Source organism: Alienimonas californiensis, from assembly GCF_007743815.1.
In the GTDB taxonomy this organism is placed as follows: Bacteria; Planctomycetota; Planctomycetia; order Planctomycetales; family Planctomycetaceae; genus Alienimonas; species Alienimonas californiensis.
Genome location: NZ_CP036265.1, coordinates 5,313,459 through 5,338,540, shown reverse-complemented (window position 1 = coordinate 5,338,540; position 25,082 = coordinate 5,313,459). Strand labels below are relative to the sequence as shown.

Here is a 25,082-nt window from a genome sequence, read left to right as displayed (position 1 = left end):
CCCTTTTTCGCGACGCCGCTCAGGTGGTCCCGCCGCCGCGACGGGCGAAGATTCCTGGCGACGCGGCGAACGATCGTTCGTCCAATCCATCCTCCACGATCCCCCGCCGCGACCCGTGCCCGGTCCCGCCCCCGCCGACTCGTCCGCCCTCGCCGAACGCGACCCGCGGTTCCCCTCCGGGGCGTGGTCCGGGTTCTTCCAGCAGCGGACGGACCGCCCGACCGCTCAGGACATGCACTTCCGCGGCGGTCGCCTGACCGGCGCCGGGGCGGACGACTGCGGCCGGTTCACCCTCTCCGGGACCTACGACACCGCCCGCGGCGTCGCGGAGTGGTCGAAGTCCTACGGCCGCTATTCCGTGCAATACCGCGGCTTCGCCGAGGACGGCAGTTTGTGGGGCGTATGGACGCTGGCCAGCGGCGTCGACCGCGGCGGCTTCCGCCTCTGGCCCGAAAAGCAGGGCCGACGCGGCGTTTCTTCGCGAACGGGAGCGACGCGGCCGGCGGTCGTCGCCGGGGACGTGGACGCCGCCGACGCCTTCGCCGAGAGCCTCCGCGAACGCCTCGAACCGGCCGGTAAACCTTGAGCGGTCCGCACCCGTGCCGCCCTCACCCCTGCGGCGCTCAGCCGTGCCGGCGCCACCAGCGGAGCAGGGGGAAGAACGTCGCCAGCCCCAGCAGCGCCCCGACGGCGTCCGCCAGCAAATCCCAGCCGTCCGCTTTGCGGCTGTCGACAAGCGTCTGGGAGAGTTCGTCTAGCGTCCCGTAGACGAGGCAGAGAGCGAACGCGATCGCCGCGGCCCGCCGCGGCGGGTCGAAGCGCGTGACGCGCCAGGCGGCGATCAGCAGGCTCAGGCCGGCGAAGATCGTCGCGTGCACCAGCTTGTCGAAGTAGGCGATCTCGACGCCCACCTCTTTCGGCATCGGCAGGTGCGTCGCGGTGAACGCCGCCAGCAGATAGCCCCCCGCCGCCCACGGCAGCACGGCCCGCAGCCGCCGCCGCCAGCGGCGGGGCCGGCGGCGCTGGGGCTGCGGGCGGTCGTCGGTCGGCGTCTCCGCGACCGCGGCGGGGGGGGCGTCGTCGCTCATCTGATTCCGGCACGCCGCGGCGCGGCGGCGGCGGCGGTCCGTTCGTTATTTCGCGGCGATGGCGTGGGACAACGGCCGCAGCACGCTGTCGGTGACGTGCTCCTCCATCAACCGGTCGCAGTGCTCCCGCAGGGTGAGCAGCCGCTCTTCGAAGGCGACCCCGGCGTCCAGGCTGCCGTACTGCCGGACGGTGAAGTAGACGCTGATCTGGTCCTCCGGGAAGTCGTCCCGCCGCAGTTGGTAGGCGTTCGTGCGGGTCTCCACCGCCAGACGGGCCTGCAACCGGCACTCCTCGTCCAGCACCACGGTGATGCCCGGCTCGTAGTTCAGCACACTGCAGCCCGGCATGTCCGTCAGCGGTTCGATGCCCGGTCCGGAGCCCAGCGCCTCGACCACCAATGCGTCGTGATTGCCGCGGTAGGTGAAGTCGAACCCCAGCGTGTAGTCCAGCGCCTCGCAGTCCAGCGGGCTGATCGACAGCATGTACGGCACCTGCTGGAGCACGAGGATGTGCTGCTCCATCGCGTCCTCCACGTCCGGCGGGTTGATGTACCCGCTGCACACCCGCCGCGGCTCCAGGCTGACCCAGCGCTGGTGGCCGCCGTCCTTATCCTCTTCCAGGACGAAGTCGCCGTTCTCGCGGGTGTAGAAGTTCCGCATCGTGTCGTACTTCTTGCGGATCCGCTCGAAGAACTGCAGCGTCGTCTCGCGGCCCTCGGGCAGCCGCATCTCGGTGTTGAGGTTGCAGTTGACGTAGAAGTCGTCGGCGAGCGTGCCGTAGGCGTCCATGGCGGGCGGGGCGAAAGAACGGGGGCCGGCGGGACGGCGATACGGAGTCGAACAGAGTCGAAGTCGGCAGTGTACGACGGAGCGGGGACGTTGGGGACCCGGGCGGCGTCGCCGCGTACACTGCGGCTCCGCCTTCCTCCCCGCTTTCGCCCCGACGCCGATGGCCGTGCACTGCTTCGCGACCGCGTTGGGGTGGTTCGCCGTTCGTGGGTCGGCGGAGACGGCGACGCACCTCACGATCGGCCATGCCGGCCCGGAAGCCGCCCTCGCCGCAATGCGGACCGCGGCCGGCACGCACGACGAGGACGTCCGCGACTGGCGGCCCGCGTTGACGGACGCCCTCACCCGCTTCGCCGCCGGGGAGCCGGTCGATCTGGAGGCGTTCGCCGTGGCGGAGCCGTCCACGCCGTTCGCCCGCCGGGTCGTCGCCGAGCTGCGGCGGGTGCCGCGGGGGGAAACGGTCTCCTACGCCGAACTGGCCGCCCGGGCCGGCTCGCCGCGGGGCGCCCGGGCGGTGGGCGGGGTGATGCGGTCGAACCGCACGCCGCTGCTGGTGCCCTGCCACCGTGTCGTCGGCGCCGGCGGACGACTGGGCGGCTTCAGCGCCCCGACCGGGATCGAGTTGAAGAAGCGGCTCCTCGCCCTCGAGGCGGCCCCCGGACACGTTCCTCTCGCTGCTTGAACGTCGGCCCTTTCGCCTTCCGCCTCGCTCCTTCCGCCTCCGAAGTGCCCCGTCCCGCCGTCACCGCGTTCGCCTTCCGGCTGTTCGATCGACCGCTGCACCCGGAGCTGTTCCCCGCGACGGCGACGGAGCGGATCGTACGCCCCGGCTACACGGCGACGCTGTCGCTGGGGGAGGACGGGCATCGCATTGAGGTCTGCACCGGCGGGCGCACGCTGACGGAACTCCTGGCCCCCAAGGACTACGTGCTGCCGGCCGGCGGGCGGCGGGTCGGCCGGGGCGTGCGGGGGGCGGGGCTGGAGGACGTGACCTTCGACGACGACCGCGGCCCGGCGGTGCGGTATCAGGCCGGGCATCAGGCGGAGACTCCCGCCGCGGACGTGTTCGAGCACATCACCGCGGAGCTGCGGGCCGACGCCGCCGCCACCGCCGCCCGCGGCGACGGCGAGGAACGATCGCCGATCGCCCGCTCCGACGAGCCCGGTCGCACCGCCCGGCCGGGGGCGCTCGCCTGCCGCTTCGCCTCCGGCGGGCGACTGACGGGGGATTCGATCGGCCTGATCCGAGCGGAGGTCGCCGCCGATTCTCTGCTGATTCACGCGATCCACACCTTCGCGGACGCCCGCATCGTCGTCCGCACCCAATCCCTGTGGGAGTGGCTCTGAACGCGGCGCCCGGGGCGGCGGCATTGTTGGAGCAGAGCGGTCCGGGTTTTCCCGGTGCGGCGACGGGGCCGCTCCGGCTTCCGTCTGAGGGACCCAGGGCGTTCATAATCCCCGTTCATCCTGTGATCGCCTCTCCGAACCCCCACCCGAAATGTCCGTCGCCCGCACCGCTCTGACCGCCGCCGCCGTCGCGTTGACCGTCGCCTGCTCCGCCCCGGACGCCTCCGCCGGCTACGGGTATGGATACGGCGCCTATCCGTACTCCAGCGCCTACGGGAGCTACTACGGCGGCTACGGATACGGCAGCGGCTACGGCGGCTATGGGGGATACGGCCTGCCGTATTCCGCCGGGTACGGGTCGTACTATCGGTCCGCCTACGTGGCCCCCGCCGTCGCCGTGCCGGCCGGGTACTACGCGCCGTACGGCAACGGCTACACCTACTCCGCGACGAGCTTCTATCGTCCGGTCACGCCGACCTACGCCGCCGCATCCTATTACAATTACGGCTACGCCCCCTACGGCTACGGGTACGGCGCCTACGCCCCCTACGGCTACACCGCGTCGTATAGCCCCTACAGCTACGGGGGATACCGCTCCGTGAGCTACGGCTACGGGGGCCGCCGCGCCGGATATTATTCGGCTTACTATCCGACCTACGGATATTTCCTCACCCGCTGACGCCTTCGACGGAACGCGTCCGCCCCGGTCCCGCGAGGGACTGGGGCGTTTTCATTGGCGGGGCCGTAGATCAAGCGTTCTTCAGCGAGGCGTGCCGTTCCATACCGGCCCGATGCGCAAGCATCGGCCGTCGGCGCAGCCGTCAAACGAAATGATCCACGGCCGGAGCTTTCGCTCCGGGTTGGGAACCGCTGCGGCCAGCCGAAGAACCCTGGCGGCGAAGGCCGCTCAGTCTGCGTTCGTCTCGTCCAGCGCCGCCCAGATGCGGCGGTGTAATTCGTCGAGGTTCAAACCCGTCGCCGCGGAAATGATCAGCGGCTCCACGCCCAACTCCTCCCGCAGCAACTCCGCGGCCGGGGCGGCGTCGGGCAGTTCGCCCTTGGAGACGCACAGCACCTCCGGGCGGGAGGCGAGGTCCGGGTTGTATCGCTCCACCTCCGCGCGGATCGTTTGGTAATTGTGCACCGGGTCGGTGCCGTCGTGCGGGTCCGGTTCGAGGAGGTGGACCAGCACGCGGGTCCGCTCCACGTGTTTGAGGAACTCGTGCCCCAGCCCGACGCCGTCGGCGGCGCCTTCGATCAGGCCGGGGATGTCGGCGAGGACGTACTGCCGTTTGGCGTCCCAGCCGGAGCCCTCGCGGACGACGCCGAGGTTCGGGTACTTGGTGGTGAAGGGATAGTCGGCGATCTCCGGCGTAGCGGCGCTGAGGCGGGCCAGGAGGGTCGACTTGCCGGCGTTCGGCTTGCCGAGCAGGCCGACGTCCGCGATCAGCTTCAGTTCGAGCACCACGTCGCGTGATTCGCCCTCGCCGCCGGGTTCGCACTCACGGGGGGCGCGGTGGGTGGCGGTGGCGAACTTGCGATTGCCGCGACCGCCGGAGCCGCCGCGGGCGACGACGACTTCGTCGCCGTGCGCGCTGAGGTCCCGCAGCGTGTGGCCGCGTTCGGCGTCCTTCACCAGCGTGCCGGGGGGCACCTCGATGAGGATGTCGTCCGCCGTCGCCCCGGTCTGGAGCTTGCCGCGGCCGTGCTCCCCGCGGCCGGCGTTCCAGAACTTATGGCCCACGAGGTGAATGAGGCTGCCGATATTCTCGTTGGCCCGGACGACGACGCTGCCGCCGCCGCCGCCGTCGCCGCCGTCGGGGCCGCCCTTGGGCACGAACTTCTCCCGCCGGAACGACATACAGCCGTTTCCGCCGTCGCCGGCCTTGCAATGTAGCAACACATGATCCGCAAACACTTAGCGCTGTCCGTTCTTCGTTTTCAATTTGCCGGAACCGATCGCCCGCATCCGCTCCGTGAAATACTCGGCGACGTCGGGCATATTGGCCGCCTGGGCCTTTTCGATGATTCGCTTGTGCATGGCGACCGCGTATTCGCTGGGCGAATTGCCCCGCGTCGGCGGGATCGCCATGACGAACCCTTTGTAAAACTCGATCAACTCCTGGGGGGACTCCGCCCCGAGTTCGTCCAGCCGGTCCAGCGCGGCCGGCGTGTAGCGGCCCTCGTCGGCATATTTCATCAACGCGTCGGTGATGAGGCCGACGCCCTCGGCGGTGCGGTTCTGCGCGATCAGACTGTCGACGTAGGCCGGCAGGGTCTCGAACGACAGGTCCGGCCGCCCGGCGGCGGCGTAGGCGTCCAAGAGCTGCCGCGTCAATTCGAGCCGCTTTTCTTCGTCCGTCTCGTAGACGCTGATCCCGGCGAACACCTCCTGGGTGAAGTCGGGGAAGGGGGCGAAGTCGCGGAACAGCCGCTTGAGGTCCTGTTTATAGCGGCGGGTTTGGTCCTTGGAGAGATTGCCGGCGTTCTCAGTTCCCAGCCGCGCCCGCTCCCGCCAGGCGGCGCCGTTCCAGGTGTCGATCTGGTTGACGGCGTCCAGGTAATCCAGCCGTGCGTCCATCGAAAGCTCCTCGCCGCCTTCGCCGGCCCGCTGCGCCACGATGGGGTAGGCCCGCATCAGCAGGTCGGCGTGGCGCGAGGCGTTGCGGTCGGTGGCGACGGAGTGCAGGCGCCGCATGAGGTCGCGGTCGGTGGTTTCTTCGCCGGTCTGCGGTTCGTTCAGATAGCCGACGTAATAATTGTCGTCCTGATACCGGCCGTGGCTTTCGAGGGTGAACTTCAACGCGGAGTCCGTCACACCGGTCACGTCCACCCACATGACCCAGGCGTGGCCGGCGCCGCCGAATTTGCCGTCGCCGCGGACGTACATCGCCGGCACGCCGAGGCTTTTGCCGACCCGGGCGGCGTAGTCCGCCTGGTGGGCGCACACGCCGCCCTTCTCCAGAATCGTCGGCAGGGTATAGGGCAGGCCGTCGAGCTCGGTCTCGCGCTCGTCGGTTTTAATCATGTTCGTGTCGTACGGCACCTGCGAATAACACTTCCCGAACTGGTTGCGGACGTTGCCGTACATCGTCAGCGCCCAGTCCCGCTCGTCGATCGGGGTCTCGTGGTCGACGGTCAGGACGAGCAGTTCCCACGGGAGACGCTCCGCCCGGCCCTGCATGGCGGCTTCGCGGTCGAGGAAATAACGCACGTTCTCCACCGCCGCGGGGAGTTCCGACGCGGGCAGCGTCGCCTTGGCCCGCTTGGCGTGAAACTCGTAATTGTAGGGGCCGCGCTCCGGATCGTCCCAGACCACCGCGGCGGCGGTCGCCAGGCCGCCGTATTTGTCGAGTCCGTCGCCGAACTCGTCATAGAGCTGACGGAACACCGTCATGCCGGCGGCGACGTCGTCGGAGGGTTTGAAGGCGTTGAACAGCGTCTCCCGCACCTCCGGCCGTTCCTTCAGCCAGGCCATGATCTCGTCCGCCTTCTCGCCGAAGCCGGCGCGAATCTGGTCCTCGTGGGCGCGGGCGAACTCCTCCGCGAACAGCGCCCGCAGCGTGCCATATTCCTTGGGGGAGAGCAGCGGGCGGCGGCGTTCGTCCGGACCGCCGTACATCGCCACGAGCGGGGCGACGAAGTTCTCCTCGTAGGCCGCGGCGTTCTCGTTGAGCGGGACGGCCGCCTCGTTGCCAAGCATCGCGGTGACGCTGGCGCTCACGCCGCCCTCCGACGACTCCGCCGGGGCCGGCTCCTCCGTGGGCGCCGGCATCGGTTCCGGCATCGACTCCGCCGGGGCGGGATCGTCCGTCATGGCGACGGTCGTGCCTTCCGCGGCGGTCGCGGCGTCGGGCGTCGTCATCGCCGCGTCGGCGACGGCGCTCTCCGCCATCGCCGGTTCGTCCGCGGCCGGTACCGGCGTGTCCGGGGCGGCGGGCTCCGCCATCGCCACGGCGGGCTCCGGTTCGGCGGACGCCGGCTTCCGGCCCGGGGCGTTCTTCGACATCACCGACAGCCGGACCGGGGCGACGGAGCTGGCGCCCGCCGTGCCGTCCGCCCGCTGCTCGACGACCTTCACGCCGAAGGCGGAGTCCACCTGGGGGGCGTCGGCCGGCGGGGCGAAGGTGATGACGCCCTCCCCGTCCACGCTCACGCCGGCGGGGACGTCGCCCTCCAGTTCGAAGGCGAGGGCGTTGGCCGGCTGGTCCGGGTCCTCCGCGGAGACCTTCAGCGTCAGCGATTCGCCCGGCCCCACGGTGACCGCCGCCAGCGGGGCGATCCAGGGGGAAAGATCCTCTTCGGCGACCTGGATGTCGAAGGCGACGGTCTCCGCGGCCTCGCCGGTCGCCCGGTGGGTCAGCGCCGCGGTGACCGACGCGACGCCCGGGCCGTCCGCTTCGCCGGGGGTCCAGGTGAAGGTCCGGCCGTCGCGGCCGATGCGGGCGCCGTCCGGGGCCTGGGTGAGGGTCAGGGCGTGGGTTTCGGCCATCGATCCCAGCCGGTCGGCGGGGACGAGAACCACCTCCAGCGTTTCTCCCTCGGTCGCCGACTGTTCCGCGATCGGGGTGAGCAGGCCGGCGTCAGCGGTCGCCGTCTCGTCGCCCGGCCAGAAGGCCCAGGCGGCCAGCCCGAGGCCCAACGCCGCCACGGCGCCGCCGCCGATCGCCAGCGGGAGGGTCTTCGTACGGGCCTCCCCGTCGTCGGCCGAGCGACCCCGCCGCCGACCGCCACGGCTCCGCGGGGACGCGGGGCGTTCGATCGCCGGGGCCGCTTCCGCCGCTTCGTCCGTGGGTTCGTCTTCCGGTTCGTCGCGGACCACCGGTCCGGTGCGGATCATCGGCGGGAACTCCTCGACCTCCTCCGCCGGCGGCTCGAACCCGGCGGCGGCGTCCGCGGCCGGTTCCTGCGTGAACGCTTCCTGCAGGTCGTCCGCTGCGCCCCCGGCCGTGGGGACGGTGAGGGATTCGCCGCACTTCGGGCAGGCGGTGGTGCGGCCGGCGTGCGAGGGCTTGGCCTTCAACGTCTTGCCGCAGCCGGGGCAATCGAAGGACAGAATGTCGGTGGCGGGCATGGCGGCGTGGGGAGCGGACCGCCCCGGGCGGAACGAAACGGGGTCGGGGCGATTCCCACAGTGTACAGGGCGAAGGACCCGCGGTCGCGGCCCGATCTGCGGGGATCGGAGGCAAAGCCCGGTTCGCGCCTTGCCGGCGAGCAGTTCGAGGCGCATAACCCCGCGCTCCGTCCGGGGTTTGAGCCGCCCCGACCTCTGTCGCCCCCGTTCCGAGTCTCCCCGCGTGGCCGCCGCGTTCCTGTCCCTGCTGGCGACGCTGGCGATCTCGCTGGTGGTGACCCGGGTCGCCACGGTCGCGTTCATGGCGACCGGGATGAGCCGGGAAAGCGCTCGCTTTCAGGCTCGCAGCACTTTCACCGGCGTGGGGTACGCCACCCATGAGGCGGAAAGCGTCATGAATCACCCGGTCCGCCGGCGGATCGCGATGATCCTGATGTTGCTGGGGAACCTGGGCGTGGCGACGGTCGCCGGCACGGTGATGCTGTCGGTCGCCTCAATCAACGACGCCGCCCGGCCCGGCGACGAGAACTACGATCCGTGGGCGATCTGGAAGGCCGTGGGGCTGTTTATCGCCGGGACGCTGACGCTGATCTGGCTGGCGAACAGCGAATGGGTGGAACGCCGGCTCAACCGGATTATTTCCCGGGCGCTGCGGAAATATACCTCCCTCAACGTGCAGGATTACGTCGCCCTGTTGCACCTCGCGCAGGGTTACGTCATCAGCGAATTGCGAGTCGAACCGGAGGACTGGCTGGCGAACAAGACGCTCATTCAACTGGCCCTGCCGCAGGAGGGCGTCTTGGTGTTGGGCGTGCAGCGGAAGGGCGGAGCGTACGTCGGAGCGCCGCACGGGGAGACGCTGATTCGGCCTTACGACACGCTGCTGGTGTACGCGAACGGCAACCGGGTCGAAGAACTGGACTCCCGCCCCGCCGGCCGGGCCGGCGACGAGGAGCACGCCGCCGCCGTCGCCGCCCAGGGCCGCGTCGAGGCGAAGGAGGACGCGGAGGAACGCGTCGCCGCGTGATCGTTCGGCTCGCGGAGGAAAGCGGGCGTGACGACGCCCGCCCGTCGGTCGTAAGCTGACGGCGTGCGTCGCCGGTCCCTGCTGTCGTCCCTCTCGCCCCGGCGGCTCCTTGAGTCGCAGGTGAAAAAACTCGTGATCGGACATCATAACCGCGCCGGCGTGGTGCTGTTTTCGGACACGACCCTCCGCGACGGCGAGCAGATGCCGGGGGCGACGCTCGAACCGGAGGAGAAACTCCGCATCGCCCGGGCGTTGGGCGAGGCGGGGGTGCACAGCCTCGACGCCGGCTTCCCCGCCGCCGGGCCGGCGGACGTCGCCGGGATCGAGTTGATGTGCAACGAGGTGCCCGGCGTGGTGCTGACCGCCCTCTGCCGGACGCTCAAAAGCGATATCGACCTCGCCGCGGGGGCTCTCAAAAAGCAGCCGCGGATTCGCAAGGGGGTGAGCCTGTTCTGCGGGACCAGCCCGCTGCACCGGGAGCACAAGCTCCGGAAGTCGAAGGCCGAGGTGCTCGACCTCATCGCCGAGACGGTCACGCACGCCGCGGACCGCTTCGCCGTCGTCTCCTTCGCCGCCGAGGACGCCACCCGCACGGAGCCGGACTTCCTTGTGCAGTGCTACTCCACCGCGGTCGAGTGCGGGGCGAGCACCTGCGGACTGCCGGACACCGTCGGCGTCTGCACTCCCGAAACCGCCGCCGGCTGGGTGCGATTGCTGAAGGAGCAGGTCCCCGGGATCGACCGCTGCCTGATCGCCGGGCACTTTCACAACGACCTCGGTCTGGCGGTGGCGAACACCCTCGCGGCGGTGCAGGCCGGGGCGGCCGTGGTGCAGTGCACCGTCGGCGGGATCGGCGAACGGGCCGGGAACGCCAGCTTGGAGGAGGTCGCCGTCGCCCTCGAATTGAACAAGCAGCAGTACGGCCGCACCCATAAGCTGGACCTCTCGAAGCTGGCCCCGCTGGGCCAGTTGGTCAGCGAACTGACCGGGGTGCCGGTCTCCCCGATGAAGCCGGTCTACGGGGCGAACGTCTGGGCCACGGAGGCCGGCATCCATCAGGACGGCTTCCTCAAGCACCCGGACACCTACCTGCCGTACCGCCCGGAGCTGGTCGGCGGCCCGCCGGTGCATCTGGTGCTGGGCCGGCACAGCGGACGGGGCGCCGTACGGGTGCGGTTGAAGGAACTGAACCTGCCGGACGACGACGCCGCGACCGCCCGCGTGGTGGAGGGCCTCAAGTCGCTGCCGAAGCGAACCCCGATCACCGACGACCGCCTCCGCCGCTGGGCCGTCGGCCAGAATGCGGCGGGAGAGAATTAACGACGTGATCCGCAACTTCCTGACGAACTACGGTGCCCGCCACCGGCACCCGGCGAACGTGCTGCTGCACGCGATCGGACTGCCGGTGACGTTCGCGCTGCCGGTCTGGTTGCTGGTCGAGGAGCGGCCGTGGTGGGCCCTGGCGGCGTTCGTCGGCGGCTACGCGCTGCAGTTCCTCGGGCACGCGATCGAGGGGAACGACGCCGGCGAAACCGTGCTGGTGAAACGCTGGTTGGGAAAGCCCTACCGAGAATACGCAGAGTCTCCCCCAGATCGTTAAGCGGCACAGGATGGGCGGTCTGGGACGATCGAGCGGCGTAGACTGGGCAGACCCGGCCAGCGCGTTGCCGGTGGCGACCACAATCCGCCTCGACCGACATCTCCCGGAGTGCCCGTCGAACCGCCCCCGCCCGCGCTGCGCCCGTTCGTCCCGACGAACGAGGCGAACACGGTGCGCGACGAGACGCCCCCTGCGTCGGCCCCGCCGCTCCGGCCCCGGCGGCACGTCGTGGGGGAGCGGTTCACGCTGGGGCAGCGGATCGTCGAGCGGGTGCTCTTCAAGCGGTCTGCGAGCGTCACCGCGGATCTGCACGCCGCCGGCCGCGACGTGCGGGGCACGCAACTCGAACTGCTCGGCAGCCTGATCCGCCGGGCACGCCGCAGCGACTTCGGCAGGGACCGCGACCTCGCGTCGATCCGCGAGCGGGATCGCAAATTGCTCGTCCGCGAACTGCGGAGCCGCGTGCCGGTGATGAACTACGCGGATCACCGTCCCTACATCGAGGCGACGCTCGCCGGCCGGGCGCGGGCGCTGTTCCGCCCGGGGGAGCGGATCGCCATGTTCGCCCTGACCAGCGGCACGACCGACGCCCGCAAGTTCCTGCCGGTGCCGCGGCGGGCAGTGCAGAACCACCGCCGCGGGTGGTTCGTCTGGGGGCTGTCCACCTTCCTGCCGGACCCGCCGGCTCTGCTGCGGGGCAAGCTGGCGCTGGCGGGCGATCCGGCCGAGGAGCACAGCCCCGGCGGCACGCCCTGCGGGAGCATCTCCGGTCTGCTCGCCCAGTTGCAGCCGGGCACGATGAAACGCACCTACGTTGCCCCGCCGGAGGCGGGCTTTCTGCGGCGCGAGGCCTCCCCGGCCGGCGCCGCGGCCCGACTGACCGAGGCGAAGTACTACCTCCAGTGGCGATTCGGGGTGCACTGCGACGTCAGCAGTTTCGTCACCCCGAATCCGGCGTCGCACCTCAACTTCGCCCGCTGGGGGGCGGCGCACGCGGAACTGCTGATCGACCACACCGCCCGCGGCGGGCTGCCGGAGGACCTCTTCGCCCCCGGCGGCGCGCTGGCCGGCGTGGACCTGCCGGGGTCCGTCCGCAGGGCCGCCCGCAGGCATCTCCCCGCCGACCCGGCCCGGGCCCAGGCCCTGCGGGCGATCGCCCGCAACGCCGGCGGACTGCGGCCGGCGGACGTCTGGGCGAATCTCAACATCATCGGCTGCTGGACGGGCGGCACGCTGGGGCACTACCTCCCGCTGCTGCGCGAGTTCTACGGCGACGCGCGCATCCGGGACATCGGTCTGATCGCCAGCGAGGGCCGCACCACGATCCCCATGCAGGACGGCACCCCCGCCGGGCTGCTGGACGTCCGCGGAGCCTTCTTCGAGTTCGTCCCCGAGGAACGCATCGACCAGCCGGACCCGCCGGTCCTCCTCGCGGACGAACTCACGCCGGGGCGGAATTATTACGTACTGATGACCACCCCCGGCGGGCTGTGGCGGTACGACATCCGCGACGTGGTCCGTTGCGAAGGCTACGCCCCGCCGACCGGCTCCGCCCGCGAACTGAAGCGGTCCGCCGGGCCGGGCACGCCGTCGCTGAGCTTCCTCTCCAAGGGCCGGAACTTCAGCAGCGTGACGGGGGAGAAACTGACCGAATATCAGGCCGCCGCCGCCGTCAGCGGCGCCTTGGAATCGCTGGGCCGCCGGCTGAACGCCTACGCGCTGGCGCCGGTGTTTCACGCCGGGTCGCCCCGCTACGAGTTGTTCGCCGCGGCCGGCGAGGCCCCGCCGCCCGCGGTCGCCGCGGAGATTGACCGTCGCCTACGTTCGTTGAACTGCGAATACGACGCCAAGCGGGCCAGCGGCCGGCTGGGGGCGCTGGCCGTGCGGCCGCTGCCGGCGGGGGCCTGGGAGGCGTGGGACGCCCGCCGCCTCGCCCTCACCGGCGGCGTCGCGGAGCAATATAAACGGCCGGTGCTGATCGGCGATCTGGCCTTCGCCGACGACATCGACCCCCCGGCCCGCCGCAGCATCGCGGGCTGATCGAACGGCAGTTGTCGCGTCTCATACCAGCCCGATGCGCAAGCATCGGCCGTCGGCGGAGCCGACTTTACCGCCCCGCTCAGACGCTCGAGACAATACAGGGCCGACGCTTGCGTGTCGGGCTGGTATGAAATGAACTCCTCAGCTGCGGCCCTTCCACGGCCGGCGGAGTTCCTCCAACCGGGCGGCATTCGGCGGGGTGAACGTCGGGTCGTCGATCGTCGCGGGGGCGTCGAGGTCCAGATCGTCGCCGACCTCTTTTTGAAGCTCTTTGAGTAGGGCAAAAAGCTCCTCAATCCGCTCCGCCTGGGCCGGGTCGGACGCCAGGTCGAGGATCTCGTGCGGGTCGGTTTCCAGATCGAACAACCGCGTGACGCCGATCTGCGGGAACCGGATCAGCTTCCACCGGCCGTCGTACACGCTGCGCTGCACGTCCAGATAGGAACCGAACAGCGCCGGCCGCCCGCCCTTGCCCTGTCCCAGCGCCCATTTAAACGAGCGGCCGTGCAACTCCGCCGGTACGGTCGAACCGCCGGCGGGGTCAATCTCCAGCAGGTCGCAGATCGTGGGGTAGATGTCGTGCAGATAGACCGGCGTCGCGCTGCTGCCGTGCGGGACGCCCGGGCCGGCGAGAATCAGCGGGGCCCGCATGCTCTCGCGATAGAGCGACTGCTTCCCGAACCGCCCGTGGCTGCCGAGGCTCAGGCCGTGATCGGAGCTGAACGCGATCAGCGTGTTCTCCAATTCGCCACGGGCCTCTAAATCCGCCAGCAACCGGCCGATGTGGTGATCGAGTCCGGTGATCGCGGCGTAGTAGTCGTGAATCTGGGCCCGCGTATCCGGCAGCGTGCGGGGGAAGGGGCCGAGCACTTCGTCCCGCACCACGTCGGACCCAATTTGATAGGGGTGCAGGGGGAGGAAGTTCGGCGGGACCGGCAGGTCCGCCGGGTCGTATTGCGACCGATACTCCTCCGCCGCGACCCGCGGATCGTGCGGGGTGGAGAACGCGAGATACATCGCCCAGGGGCGGTCGTCGTCGCGTTCTTCAAAGAACTCCAACGCCGCGTCGACGATCTCTTCGCCCGGCTGGCCGCTCATGCGGACTTCGTGGTCGTTCGACAGGTACTTCGAATGCTCGAACCGCGTGTGAAGGAGGGTGGCCGTGTTGCCCTTCTTGCCGTGGTGGTAGGTCTCGTATCCGGCGGCGCCCAGGGCCGCGGCGAAGTTCGGCTTGGCCGGGTCGGCGGAGGTGCGGCCGCCCTGCTTCACTTCGTGCCGAAAGTAGGTGCGGCCGGAGAGGAGCATGTTCCGGCTGGGAAAGCAGACCGCCCCGCTGTTCCCCCCCAGGCAGTAGCACTCCGAGAAGCTGAACCCACGGTTGGCCAGCGCGTCGAGGTTCGGCGTGACGATGTGCGGGTTGCCGAGCGCCGCGATCGTGTCCGCCCGCTGATCGTCCGTCAGCAGGAACAGGACGTTCGGTCTGTCCGCCGCGGCGGCGTGTCGGGGGAGGGCGGGCAGGGCGGCGCACGTCAGGAGGACGCAGGCGACGAAGCGAAGCGGCACGGGCTCGTTCCCATCGGGGGCGGTTCATCCGTAGGATGCCGCCCCGCCGCGACCCCCGCCACCCGAGAGGGAATCCCCTGTGCCCATCACGCTTGCCCTGGCCTGCACGGCGCTCGCCTGCGGTTTCGCGGACGATGCGGTCCCCGAACCGCTGCTCAAGCCCGGCGACCGCGTCGCCTTCGTCGGCGGGAGCCTCTGGGAGGCGGAACGCCGCAGCGGTCGGTTCGAAGCGGAACGGACGATGAACGGTCCGGCCGACGTGACCTTCCGGCACCTCGGCTGGGCCGGCGATATGGCCGACCAGTCCGCCCGTCGCTTCTTCAAGACGGCGAAGGAGGGGCGGGAACACCTGTTGGAGCACGTTGATCTGGTCGAGCCGACGGTGATCTTCGTCGCCTACGGGCAGGCCGAGTCGCTACCCGGCGGGATGAGCGTGGACGACTTCGAGCAGAATATGGAGTCGCTGCTGGACGAATTGATCAAGCGGACCGACCGGGTCGTCCTCGTGTCTCCGGCCGACGCCGAACCGTACGCGGCCGCGGTCCGGTCGATCGCCGGACGCCGCGGGCTGCGGGTCCTCACGGAAGAAGCCGTCGCGAAGCCGCTGCGGTCGCAGCGGGTCGCCGCCGCCCCGATCGAAAGCCTCATCCGCGAGAAGAACGACCTGTTCTTCCAACGTCACCGCCCGCAAAACGAGACCTACCTCCGCGGCTTCCGCGCCCACGAGCAGGGCAACAACGCCGTGGAAATTGAACAGTTCGAGCCGCTGGTCGCCGCGAAGGACGCGGAGATTCAGGCCCTTCGTCAAGAGATCGTGAAAGCAGAGACCGAATGACGTTCGCCCGCCCCGTTCCGCTCGCCCTTCTCGCCTCCTCTCTCCTCGCTCTTCACGCCTCGCCGGCCTTCGCCCAGCGGGATCTGACGGACATTCCGGCGCCGGACCCCGTCGCCGAGCGGGCCGCGTTCGCCCCCGCCGACGGCTGGGAGGTGACGCTGTTCGCCGCCGATCCGGACATCGCCAAACCGATTCAAACCAACTGGGACGCCCGCGGCCGCCTGTGGGTCGCCACCAGCCGGGTCTATCCGCAGTTGGAGCCGGGGGAGGTCGCGAACGACCAGATCGTCATCCTCGATGACACCGACGGCGACGGGACCGCCGACGAAACGACCGTCTTCGCCGACGGCCTGCTGATCCCCACCGGCGTGCTGCCGGACGCGGACGGGCAGGGGGCCTACGTCGCCAACAGCACCGAACTGCTCTATCTGCGGGACGAAAACGGCGACGGCCGGGCCGACCGCCACGTCCCCGGCGAATGGACCGTCGTGCTGGACGGCTTCGGGACGGAGGACACCCACCACATATTGCACACCCTGCGGGCCGGGCCGGCGGGGGAGATCTACTTCAACCAGTCGATCTACATTCACTCCCAGATTGAGACCCCGCTGGGCTTGGAGCGGCTCGACGGCGGCGGCATCTGGCGGTACGAGCCGGACGTGGGCAAGCTCGAAGTCTGGGCGCGAGGCTTCATCAACCCCTGGGGGCACCGCTTTGACCAGTGGGGGCAGGAATTCGCCACCGACGGGGCGAACGGCGAGGGGATCACCCCCGTCTTCCCGGGCTCCGCATTCCCGACGGCGGTGGGCACGGACGACATCCTGCACGGCCTGTCCCCCGGCCAGCCGAAGCACTGCGGGCTGGCGATCCTCGACGACCCGGCAATCCCCGAACAGTGGCGCGGCCGGTTCGTCACCTGCGACTTCCGCGGCCATCGGGTCAACGCCTTCGAGGTAAACGACGCCCCGACCGGCAGCGGCTACGTCGCCCGGCAGACCGCGGACCTGCTCGGCAGCGATCACGTCGCCTTCCGTCCGATCGACGCCCACGTCGGCCCGGACGGCGCCGTGTACGTCGCCGACTGGTACAACCCGATCATCCAGCACGGCGAGGTCGACTTCCGCGACCCCCGCCGCGACAAAATCCACGGCCGCATCTGGCGGATGGCACCGAAGGGAATGGATCACGCCGCCGGCCCCGCAGGGCCGCGGCTGGTCGACCTGTCGACGCCTGAACTGCTGGACGAACTCGCCTCCCCCCGCCGCTGGGTGCGGGACATGGCCCGCCGGCTGCTGATCGCCCGCGGGGCGGACGCGGTCTGGCCCGACCTGCTCGCCTGGGTGGGGGATCGGCCGGCGGACGACGGCCGGGCTCGGTTGGAGGCGTTGTGGCTCGCACAGGCTTTGCGGCTCGACATGCCGGGGCTGCGGGAAGCGGCGCTCGCCGACGACGATGACCGCCTCCGGGCTGCGGCGACCCGCGTCCTGGGCTTCGCGGTCGAGCGGGGAGACGACCAGCGAGCCCGCCTCGCCGCCCTCGCCGCCGACCCGCACCCCCGTGTGCGGCTCGAGGCGGTGAACATGCTCCGCCGGCTCGGCTCGGCGGAGGCCGCCCGGGACGCCTTCGTCGCCGTCGATCACCCGCTGGACGAGAACCTCTCCTACGCCCTGCGGCTCACCGCTCGGGAACTGGCGAGCGAATGGCTGCCGAAGGTGGCGGAGGACCCGGACTACTTCGGCTCGCCGGACCGGCTGCTGTTCGCCCTCGCCGCCGCCGCCGACCCGGCCGCCCTCCCGCCGGCGCTGGCGTTGTGGGACGCCGGTTCGCTCAACGACGCCCAGCGGGGCGAGGTGCTGGCCCTGATCGGCCGCTTCGGCGACGCCGCCGCGGTCGAACGGGCCGCCAAACTGCTGGACGACCCGCAGGCCCCGAAGCCGGCGACGCTCGCCGCCCTGGCCGCCGCCGCCCGCCGCAAGATCGTGCCGGAGGATGAGGGCCGCCTTGTGCGGGGGCTGCTGGCGGACGAAAACGACGCCGTCCGCATCGCCGCCGCGGAACTGCTGGGCCTGTGGAAGGCAACCGGGGCGGTGAGCGATCTGGCCGGCGTCGCCGAGACGGTCGAACTCCCGCGACAGGTGCGGTTCTCCGCCGCGGAGGCCCTGGCGAACCTCGGCAAGGAGGGGCGGGCGGAGTTGAAGCGGATCGCCGCCGCGTCCGGCCCGGGCGCTGCCAGCGCCCTCGTCGCCTTGGCGAAGGTGGACGCGAACGCGGCGGCCCCGCTGGCGGTCGAACGTTTGAAAGCCGGCGGGAGCGGAGCCGATCTGGTCGCCGCCTTCGCCGCGACCGACGCCGGTACGAAGGCTCTCGCCGCCGCTTTGAAGGACCAATCGCTGCCGGAGACCGTCGCCGCCGACGCCCTGCGGACCCTCACCGGCCGCGGCGGCCGCGTGGCGGGGTTGGAAGCCGCGCTGCGGTCTGCCGGCGGGATCGAGCCGGTCAAGGACCTCACGCCGGAGCAGTTCGCCGCCTTGGTCGAACGCGCCCGGACCCAGGGCGACCCGGCCCGCGGCGAAGCGGTCTATCGGCAGGCGAAGCTGAAGTGCCTGGACTGCCACGCGATCGGCGGCGCCGGCGGGCTGGTCGGGCCGGACCTGACCAGCATCGGCGGCAGCGCCCAGCTGGATTACCTGCTCGAATCGCTGCTCAAGCCGTCGGCGAAGATCAAGGAGGGCTACGCCACCCTCACCGTGCTGCGGGACGACGGCGTCGTGCTCAACGGCGTGCTCGTCTCCCAGACGGACGAGGCCTACACCCTGCGGGACGCGGACGGAAAGCTGGTCGTCGTGCCGACCGCGTCCGTGCTGGACGCAGAGGTCTCCCCGGTCTCGCTGATGCCGGAGGACCTCGTCGCCTCCCTGCGGCCGGACGAATTGGCGGATCTGGTGGCGTTCCTCGGGGCGCTCGGCAAGAGCGGCGACTATCGCGTCGCCCCCGGCCGCCGCGTGCGGACTTGGCAGGTGGTGAACTCCCCCGAAATTTGGGGAGCGATCAGCCAGAGCCTGCGGGCCAACGGCCTCGGCGACGCGGCGGAGCGGCCGTCCGAATACCCGTGGGAAACCCGGTTCTCCGAGGTCTCCGGCGCCCTGCCGACGGCGGATTTGCCGACCGCGAACTTCTTCGGCGGCCTGAAAGTCGCCCTGCTGCGGTTCCCCCTGCCGGAGGACGCGACCGGCCAGGTCACCCTGCGGGTGCTGAACGGGGCGGGGGAGGCGGACGCCTCCGGCGTGACGCTCTGGCAGTACTCCGGCGCCGGCGCCGCGATCCGCTACGACCTCGGCCGCCTGGCCGAGGAGGACGTGGAGGGCGCCGCGATCACCCTGGACCCGGCGGAGGGCCGGTGGGTCACCCTGGCGGTGAATCCCGACGAACGCACCGCGGACGCCCTCCGCATCGACCTGGACGACGCCCCCGCCGCGGCGGCCGGGCCCTCTTCAACCAACGCTTCCCCGAACCCCGGCGACGCCCCGTGACAGCCCTCCTGCTGACTGCCCTACTCGCCGCCGCCCCCGACGCGGGGGGGCAGGGGGGCAATGCCGGCTCGCCGCCGGTCAGCGTGCTGTTCGTCCTCACGGACGATCACCGGCACGACCACCTCGGCTGCGCCGGACATCCGGTGTTGAAGACGCCGCACATCGACGCCCTCGCCGCCCGCGGGGTGCGGTTCGAAAACGCCTTCGTCACGACCAGCATCTGCGCCGCCAGCCGGGCGACGATCTTCAGCGGGCACTACGAACTCTCCCACGGCTACACCTTCGGCAAGCCGCCGTTGCGGGAGGAACTGATTCGGGACAGCTACCCGGCCGTCCTGAAGCGGGCCGGCTACCGCACGGGCTTCGCCGGGAAGTTCGGCGTGGGCGTGCCGCGGGGATCCCAGGCGGAGATGTTCGACGTTTACACGCCGATCGACCGCTCCCCCTACTTCCGCAGACAGCCGGACGGCACGCTGCGGCACACCGCGGACCTGATCGGCGACGCCGCGGAGCGGTTCGTCGCCTCGACCCCGGCGGATCAGCCGTTCTGCCTGTCGCTCTCCTTCAACGCCGGCCACGCCGAAGACAGCGACCTGCGCGATCACTACCCCTACCCGGAGACCGAAGCCGAGTTGTACCGGGACGAAAAACTCCCCTCGATCGGCCCGGCCCCGCCGAAGGCGTTCGACGCCCTGCCGACGTTCCTGCAGGAGAGCATGAACCGCGACCGCTGGCAGTGGCGCTGGCACTCCAACTTTCAGCGAGAGCGCAACACCCGTGACTACTATCGCCTGCTGAGCGCTGCGGACCGCAACGTCGGCCGGGCGATCGCGGCGCTGCAGCAGGCCGGGCGCCTGGAGAAAACACTGGTGATCGTCACCGGCGACAACGGCTACTACATGGGTTCCCGCGGATTGGCCGGGAAGTGGTCGCACTTCGAGGAGAGCCTGCGGGTGCCGCTGGTCGTCGCCGGGCCGGGGGTCGCCGCCGCCCCGGGCATTGCGGGGTCAGAGCAGGAGGCCGGCCGGGACGTCGCCGCGATCGCTCTGAACGTCGATCTGCCGGCGACGATGCTGGACGCCTGCGGCCAATCGGTGCCGGAGCACTATCAGGGCCGGTCGCTCGTGCCGATCCTGAAGGGCGAGACGCCGGCGGACTGGCGGACGGACTTTCTCGCGGAGCACCGGATGAACCACCCCCGCATTCCTAAGTGGCAGGGCGTGCGAGGCGAGCGATGGGTCTACGCCAACTATTACGAGCAGTCGCCCCCCTTCGAGTTCCTGCACGACCTCTCCGCCGACCCGTTGCAATTGAAGAATCTGGCGACCGATCCAGCCTTCGCGGACGAACTGGATCGGCTGCGGAACCGGTCGACCGAGTTGGGCCGGATGCTGGAATCGGGCGATCCCGGAGCTTGAGCCCGCGGGACCGGACGGTTCGGCTCCCGGTCAATGAAAAACGGGGCCGGGCACACGACGTGCTTCCCCGGACCGGGGGCGGGGTGATACTTTATGTCCGGCGCTCGCCACACTTCAAAGCTGTTTCCGGACGCATTTCCCGCGACCGCGTTCTGCCCGTGCCCCGCTCCCGATCCACCGCCGACGTCCCCGCTGCGCGGAAGGACTCGATCGCCCGGGCCGGCGACGCCGGCGGGTTGCTGGAGACGCTTGGCAAGAGCGACCTGCTCCCCGAGGCTCGCGTCGCCGAGTTGACGCAGAGCCTGGGCGGCTGGAGCCCGGAGGCGGCGGCGTCCGAGTTGGTCCGCGAGGGGCTGCTGACCCGCTATCAGGCCGACCGGTTGCGGGCCGGGCGCTACCGCGGGTTCTTCCTCGACCGCTACCGGCTGTTGGCGGTGCTGGGGGCCGGCGGGATGGGCAATGTTTACGTCGCCCGGGACGAGGGCGACGGTCCGACGGCGGGGCGGAAGGTCGCCCTCAAGGTGCTCGCCGAGGGCCTCCGCGACGACGCCGGCATGATCGCCCGGCTGAGATACGAGGGCGTCGCCGCGGGGCGGGTGGACCATCCTAACGTCGTGCGGTCCCTGCGGTTCTGCAAGGCGGACAACGGCCCCGGCGATCACCTGCTGGTGATGGAGTACGTCGAGGCGGTCAGTGCCGAGGAGTTGTTGATCCGGGGCGGGCCGGTCAGAAGCGGCGCCGCCTGCGACATCGCCCGTCAGGCGGCGCTGGGGCTGGCCGCCTGTCACGAAGCGTACCTGATTCACCGGGACGTGAAGCCGGCGAACCTGCTGGTCGCCGCGGACGGCACGGTGAAGGTGGCGGACTTCGGCCTGGCCCTGCTGACGGACCAGGCGGCGGCGGAGTTCAGTTTGCAGATGATCTTCGGCCACGACTGCGTCGGCTCCGCCGACTACATGGCGCCGGAGCAGAGCCGCAACAGCACGGAGATCGACCCGCGGGCCGACCTGTATTCGCTCGGCTGCACGCTGTATTCGCTGCTGACGGCCCGCGTGCCGTACCCGGCCCGCACCGGGCGGGACGTGCTTCGGGCCCACCGTCGCCACCCCGTGCCGGACGTGCGTCGCAAGGCGCCGGACACCCCGGCGGAAGTCGCGGCGCTGGTGGCCCGCCTGATGGCGAAAGAGCCGGACGAGCGCCCCGCCGACGCCGCGGAAGTCGCCGCGGCGCTGGAGCCGTATTGCCGCCGCAAGCCGGTGGCCTTCGACTTCGAGGCGATTCTGAACTCCCGCGCCCGGGCCGCGGCGATGAAGTTGGAGCGGCGGCGGAAAGAGGCGGCCCAAAAGGCCGCCCGCACGAAGAAGCCGGACGTTCTGCCGGACTCGGCCCCGCCGCAGGCGCCGTCGGAGTCCGACCGCGAAACCGGCACCACCGCCGACCTCGACACCGCCCGGCCGGACGCCGGACGCCGTGACGATTCCTCGTCGATCCTCACCGCCGCCCCGCTCGGGACGGGCCGCAGCGCCGCGGACCTCGCCTCGCAGATCCTCGGGGCGGAGCAGGGCTCGCAGGTGCGGGACTCCTTCTCCCGCCTGTCGCACGTCGGCCGACGGCGGGAGTCCGACGCCGGCGCCGGATCCGACGTCGCCCCGGACTCCAGCGTCGTCGATGACTGGTCTCCGAAGGCCCCGCCGATGGCGGCGGAGCCGACGCCGAGCAGCCTGGAACTGCCCGCGATCTCCCCGCCCACCCGGCTGACGCCCGCCGGGCTGGCCAGCTGGTTCCTCCCCCAGATCCCTGTCCGCGGCGGCCGGCTGACGCTCGGTCGCTCCGCCGACTGCGACGTGCGGCTGACCGATCCGGGCGCCGCCCCGGTGCACTGCGAGTTCCGTTGGAACGGCCGCGGCTGGAGCGTCGTCGACCTCGGCGGCGGCGTTGCGATTAACGACGCCCCTCTGCACGGCGGCGCCCGCGGGGAACTGGGCCACGGCGACGTGCTGACCCTCGGCTCGCGGCGGTACGCCCTGCGTCTGGGGCCGGTCCGCAAACCGCTCGGCCCCTGGCTGCTCGCCGCCGCGACCGCCCTCGCCGCGGCCGGCACCGCCGCGGCCGTGTGGGTGTTCTAGAGAGCGCTGCGGCGGGGTTCTCCGTCTGATACCAGACCGGAACGCAAGCTCCGGCCGTGCGTCGTCCGGCGTAGGAATGCACGGCCGGAGCTTGCGCTTCGAGCTCACGGTTCACTCTCCGGCGGGTCAGCGGCCGACGCTCTCCAGCATCTTCTCGTAGACCGGCCCCATGACGGCGAAGTCGCGGGTGGAGCTCTGCATCACCACGGTGTAGGTGTCGTTGCCGATCCGATAGGTGCCCCGGTAACCGGTGATCGCTCCGCCCAACGCTCCCGAGGCGGTGAACGTGCTGCGGCGGGCCTCGCCGGCCTTGGAATCGAAGTTCTTGCCGCCGGTTTCGGAGTAGTTGGAGAAGTTCGACTCGACCTGCCCCTTCACGGCTTCGTGCTGACCGTAGATGGCCGTCAGTTCTTCGGGCAGCTCCTCGCCGGGGGCGAGTTGGGTGTCGCCGGCGCTGGCGATGTCGCCGATCGCGGAGCCGCTGAGGCTCTGGCGAATCTGCACCTCGCCGCCGGGGCCCTCGAAGGTGGCGAACGCCGGTCGCCCGCCCTGGCCGCCGCCCTCGGTCGCGGTCGCCCAGTTGTCCGGGACGTCGATGGCGAACTTGCCGCGCTCCGGGTGGGTGTAGCGGACCAGTTCGCCCGGCGGTTCCACCGGCCCGGAGCCGAGCAGCAGGAACAGCACCGCCGCCCCCGCGATCCCCAGCACCGCGAGGGAGCCGCCGACGATCCCCAGTACCACGGGCAGGGGGGTGGGCGGCTCCTCCTTCTTTTTGGGGGCGTTGTTGATCACCTCCGTCTCGTCGGTCAGCGGGCCCTTCTGGACGCGGCCGGGCAGGCCCTGCTTGGCGAGCGAACGTTGGGAGCCGGATTCGTGGCCGAACTCGCCGAGGTCCAGCCCGGCGAAGATCTCCCCGCTGTTGCCGCTGCCGGTCGCCGCCGCGGCGGGTTCGGCGCTGCGTTTCCGCTTGGCCTTCGCCGGGTTCCGCCGCGTCGTCGAGTCGTCGGCCCGGGGGGCCCCGTCGCCGGCCGCGGCCGGGACGGGCACCGCCGCCCCGCAGGCGGGGCACTTCACCGTTTTGCCCGCGGCGGACGGCTTCAGCTTGAGCCCCTTGGCACAATCAGGGCAGCGGGCGACGATCGCGGCAGGCACTTTGCGGGTTCTCCAGCAGGTCGGCGATGTGACGGGGAGGGAGATCGACGACGCGACCGAGGAACGGGATCGCCCGGGGACGGGGCGGCGGGGTCGGGCGAATCCCGGAACGGGACAGAAGGGTCCGCCCCCGATTCGGACGATACCGCCGCGGACCGTCCGGGTGGTACGGTCCGCGGGCGCGGATTGTTCCCGCCCGCTTGATCGAACCGCCCCGGAGCGTTCAACCGGACCCCGCCGCCCGTCCCCCCGTCCCCTCCAAGGATCGCCCGGATGCACGCCCCCGCCCGATCTCTCCCGGCCCCGGCCCGCCTCGTCCGTCGGTCGCCCCGTCCGCTCGCCCTGCTGTCGGCGGTGGCCGCCTTTGCGGTTGGCGCCGTCGCCGCCCCCGCGGCGGTGAAGACGGAGACGGTCGAATATCAGCACGACGGCACGACGTTCAAAGGGTTTGTCGCTTACGACGACGCCCTCGACGGCCCCCGGCCCGGCGTGTTGGTGGTCCATGAGTGGTGGGGCCTGAACGACTACGCCAAACACCGGGCCGAAATGCTGGCGGAGATGGGCTACGTCGCCTTCGCCGTCGATATGTACGGGCAGGGCAAGACCGCGAAGCACCCGGAGGAGGCGTCGAAGTTCGCCGGGATGGTGCGGGAAAATGTGGACGACTGGCGGGGCCGGGCCCTCGCCGGGCTGGATCAGTTGAAGAAGCATCCCAAGACGGACCCGGACAATCTGGCGGCGATCGGCTACTGCTTTGGCGGGGCGACGGTGCTGCAGATGGCCTACGCCCACGCCCCGGTGAAGGCGGTGGTGAGCTTCCACGGGGCGCTGCCGGCCGCCTCGGCGGAGGAGGCGGCGAACGTCTCCGCCGGCATCATGATCTGCCACGGCGCCGCCGACCCGTTCGTTCCGCCGGATCAGGTGGAAGCCTGCCTCGCCCCGCTGGAGAAAGCGGGGGCCGACTACGTCTTCACCGCCTACGCCAAGGCCAAGCACGGCTTCACCAACCCCGGCGCCGACGACCAGGGGCGGGACGGCTTGGGCTACGATGCCAAGGCCGACGCCCGCAGTTGGGCGGCGATGAGGGCGATGTTCGACGTCGCCCTGAAGGGCGAATCGTTGCCGACCGCCCAGGCCGCCCAGTAATTCTCTCGAAGCGGAGCGCCCCGAACGCTTGAAGCGTCCGGGACGCGATGCCAACGGATCGGCCCCCTCCCTCAACCGGGCGTCACGATGCAGCAGATCAAGTTCTTCAAGGCGACCGAGGCGGACCTGACCTCGCTGGAGACCGAGATGAACGACTGGCTTCGCGACAGCGGGGCGAAGGTCGTGCAGGTGTTCGGCAACATCGCCCCGCAGACAGTTGTGCCGGACGACGCTTCCCACGGCCTGACGAAAAGCGCCTTCGCCCCCAGCGACGTGCTGATGGCGGTGGTCTACGAGCCGAACGCGGGTTAGCCGCTCTCTTGATGAGAGCGGCGAACCCGTCGAGC

The 25,082-nt window shown here is 70.9% G+C and carries 20 protein-coding genes; 14 read left to right on the top strand and 6 right to left on the bottom strand.

Going from position 1 to position 25,082, the window contains the following annotated elements:
- The first annotated feature begins 115 nt into the window (after nt 1-115).
- Entirely contained in the window at nt 116-586 is a 471-nt protein-coding gene (locus tag CA12_RS21205) for a hypothetical protein (protein ID WP_145361109.1), read from the top strand.
- Nucleotides 587-623: 37 nt separating this feature from the next.
- On the opposite strand, the gene CA12_RS22660 is transcribed toward CA12_RS21205, so the two are convergent.
- Together CA12_RS22660 and CA12_RS21195 are read right to left on the bottom strand one after the other, a co-directional pair.
- On the bottom strand, nt 624-1,088 hold the full coding sequence (locus tag CA12_RS22660; RefSeq protein WP_207622064.1) for a VanZ family protein: 465 nt from the start codon (nt 1,086-1,088) through the stop codon (nt 624-626).
- A gap of 45 nt (nt 1,089-1,133) precedes the next feature.
- Entirely contained in the window at nt 1,134-1,877 is a 744-nt protein-coding gene (locus CA12_RS21195; protein WP_145361108.1) for a hypothetical protein, read from the bottom strand.
- A 166-nt stretch (nt 1,878-2,043) separates the two neighbouring features.
- On the opposite strand from CA12_RS21195, the gene CA12_RS21190 reads away from it, so the two are divergent.
- From CA12_RS21190 to CA12_RS21180, 3 genes are all read left to right on the top strand, one after another.
- Entirely contained in the window at nt 2,044-2,559 is a 516-nt protein-coding gene (locus CA12_RS21190; protein ID WP_207622063.1) for a methylated-DNA--[protein]-cysteine S-methyltransferase, read from the top strand.
- A 44-nt stretch (nt 2,560-2,603) separates the two neighbouring features.
- On the top strand, nt 2,604-3,224 hold the full coding sequence (locus tag CA12_RS21185) for a hypothetical protein (RefSeq protein WP_145361107.1): 621 nt from the start codon (nt 2,604-2,606) through the stop codon (nt 3,222-3,224).
- 151 nt (nt 3,225-3,375) lie between these two features.
- The gene (locus CA12_RS21180) at nt 3,376-3,903 is read left to right on the top strand and encodes a hypothetical protein (RefSeq protein WP_207622062.1); all 528 of its coding nucleotides are present in this window, start codon (nt 3,376-3,378) and stop codon (nt 3,901-3,903) included.
- 228 nt (nt 3,904-4,131) lie between these two features.
- Here CA12_RS21180 and obgE read toward each other — a convergent pair whose 3' ends face one another.
- Both obgE and CA12_RS22310 read right to left on the bottom strand, forming a co-directional pair.
- On the bottom strand, nt 4,132-5,142 hold the full coding sequence (gene obgE, locus CA12_RS21175) for a GTPase ObgE (RefSeq protein ID WP_145361106.1): 1,011 nt from the start codon (nt 5,140-5,142) through the stop codon (nt 4,132-4,134).
- Nucleotides 5,143-8,298: a hypothetical protein gene (locus tag CA12_RS22310; protein WP_165700913.1), complete on the bottom strand. Its 3,156-nt coding sequence runs from the start codon at nt 8,296-8,298 to the stop codon at nt 5,143-5,145.
- A gap of 223 nt (nt 8,299-8,521) precedes the next feature.
- Here CA12_RS22310 and CA12_RS22305 point away from each other — a divergent pair, with 223 nt between their 5' ends.
- From CA12_RS22305 to CA12_RS21155, 4 genes are all read left to right on the top strand, one after another.
- Nucleotides 8,522-9,325 (top strand): TrkA C-terminal domain-containing protein, encoded by an 804-nt coding sequence (locus CA12_RS22305; RefSeq protein WP_165700912.1) that lies wholly within the window; start codon nt 8,522-8,524, stop codon nt 9,323-9,325.
- 63 nt (nt 9,326-9,388) lie between these two features.
- Nucleotides 9,389-10,645 (top strand): homocitrate synthase/isopropylmalate synthase family protein, encoded by a 1,257-nt coding sequence (locus tag CA12_RS21165; protein ID WP_242688069.1) that lies wholly within the window; start codon nt 9,389-9,391, stop codon nt 10,643-10,645.
- A 4-nt stretch (nt 10,646-10,649) separates the two neighbouring features.
- A complete protein-coding gene (locus tag CA12_RS21160) occupies nt 10,650-10,925 on the top strand; it encodes a DUF962 domain-containing protein (RefSeq protein ID WP_165700911.1) in 276 nt (91 codons plus the stop codon).
- A 108-nt stretch (nt 10,926-11,033) separates the two neighbouring features.
- Entirely contained in the window at nt 11,034-12,965 is a 1,932-nt protein-coding gene (locus CA12_RS21155) for a GH3 auxin-responsive promoter family protein (protein WP_165700910.1), read from the top strand.
- Nucleotides 12,966-13,106: 141 nt separating this feature from the next.
- Here the strand turns inward: CA12_RS21155 and CA12_RS21150 are convergent, their stop codons facing one another.
- Nucleotides 13,107-14,528 (bottom strand): sulfatase-like hydrolase/transferase, encoded by a 1,422-nt coding sequence (locus CA12_RS21150; RefSeq protein WP_145361102.1) that lies wholly within the window; start codon nt 14,526-14,528, stop codon nt 13,107-13,109.
- Between the two features lie 79 nt (nt 14,529-14,607).
- Here CA12_RS21150 and CA12_RS22655 point away from each other — a divergent pair, with 79 nt between their 5' ends.
- The 4 genes from CA12_RS22655 to CA12_RS21130 all read left to right on the top strand — a co-directional run bounded on the left by CA12_RS22655 (nt 14,608) and on the right by CA12_RS21130 (nt 22,437).
- The gene (locus CA12_RS22655) at nt 14,608-15,363 is read left to right on the top strand and encodes an SGNH/GDSL hydrolase family protein (RefSeq protein WP_207622061.1); all 756 of its coding nucleotides are present in this window, start codon (nt 14,608-14,610) and stop codon (nt 15,361-15,363) included.
- Nucleotides 15,360-18,893 (top strand): PVC-type heme-binding CxxCH protein, encoded by a 3,534-nt coding sequence (locus CA12_RS21140; protein WP_145361101.1) that lies wholly within the window; start codon nt 15,360-15,362, stop codon nt 18,891-18,893. Before CA12_RS22655 ends, CA12_RS21140 begins: the two co-directional genes overlap by 4 nt.
- The gene (locus CA12_RS21135) at nt 18,890-20,311 is read left to right on the top strand and encodes a sulfatase family protein (protein WP_165700909.1); all 1,422 of its coding nucleotides are present in this window, start codon (nt 18,890-18,892) and stop codon (nt 20,309-20,311) included. Before CA12_RS21140 ends, CA12_RS21135 begins: the two co-directional genes overlap by 4 nt.
- A 158-nt stretch (nt 20,312-20,469) precedes the next feature.
- The gene (locus tag CA12_RS21130; RefSeq protein WP_145361099.1) at nt 20,470-22,437 is read left to right on the top strand and encodes an FHA domain-containing serine/threonine-protein kinase; all 1,968 of its coding nucleotides are present in this window, start codon (nt 20,470-20,472) and stop codon (nt 22,435-22,437) included.
- Between the two features lie 126 nt (nt 22,438-22,563).
- On the opposite strand, the gene CA12_RS21125 is transcribed toward CA12_RS21130, so the two are convergent.
- On the bottom strand, nt 22,564-23,589 hold the full coding sequence (locus tag CA12_RS21125) for a hypothetical protein (protein ID WP_145361098.1): 1,026 nt from the start codon (nt 23,587-23,589) through the stop codon (nt 22,564-22,566).
- A gap of 273 nt (nt 23,590-23,862) precedes the next feature.
- Here CA12_RS21125 and CA12_RS21120 point away from each other — a divergent pair, with 273 nt between their 5' ends.
- Entirely contained in the window at nt 23,863-24,735 is an 873-nt protein-coding gene (locus CA12_RS21120; protein ID WP_145361097.1) for a dienelactone hydrolase family protein, read from the top strand.
- 87 nt (nt 24,736-24,822) lie between these two features.
- Nucleotides 24,823-25,047, top strand: coding sequence for a hypothetical protein (locus CA12_RS21115; RefSeq protein ID WP_145361096.1), 225 nt, complete (start codon nt 24,823-24,825; stop codon nt 25,045-25,047).
- Nucleotides 25,048-25,082: the final 35 nt, after the last annotated feature.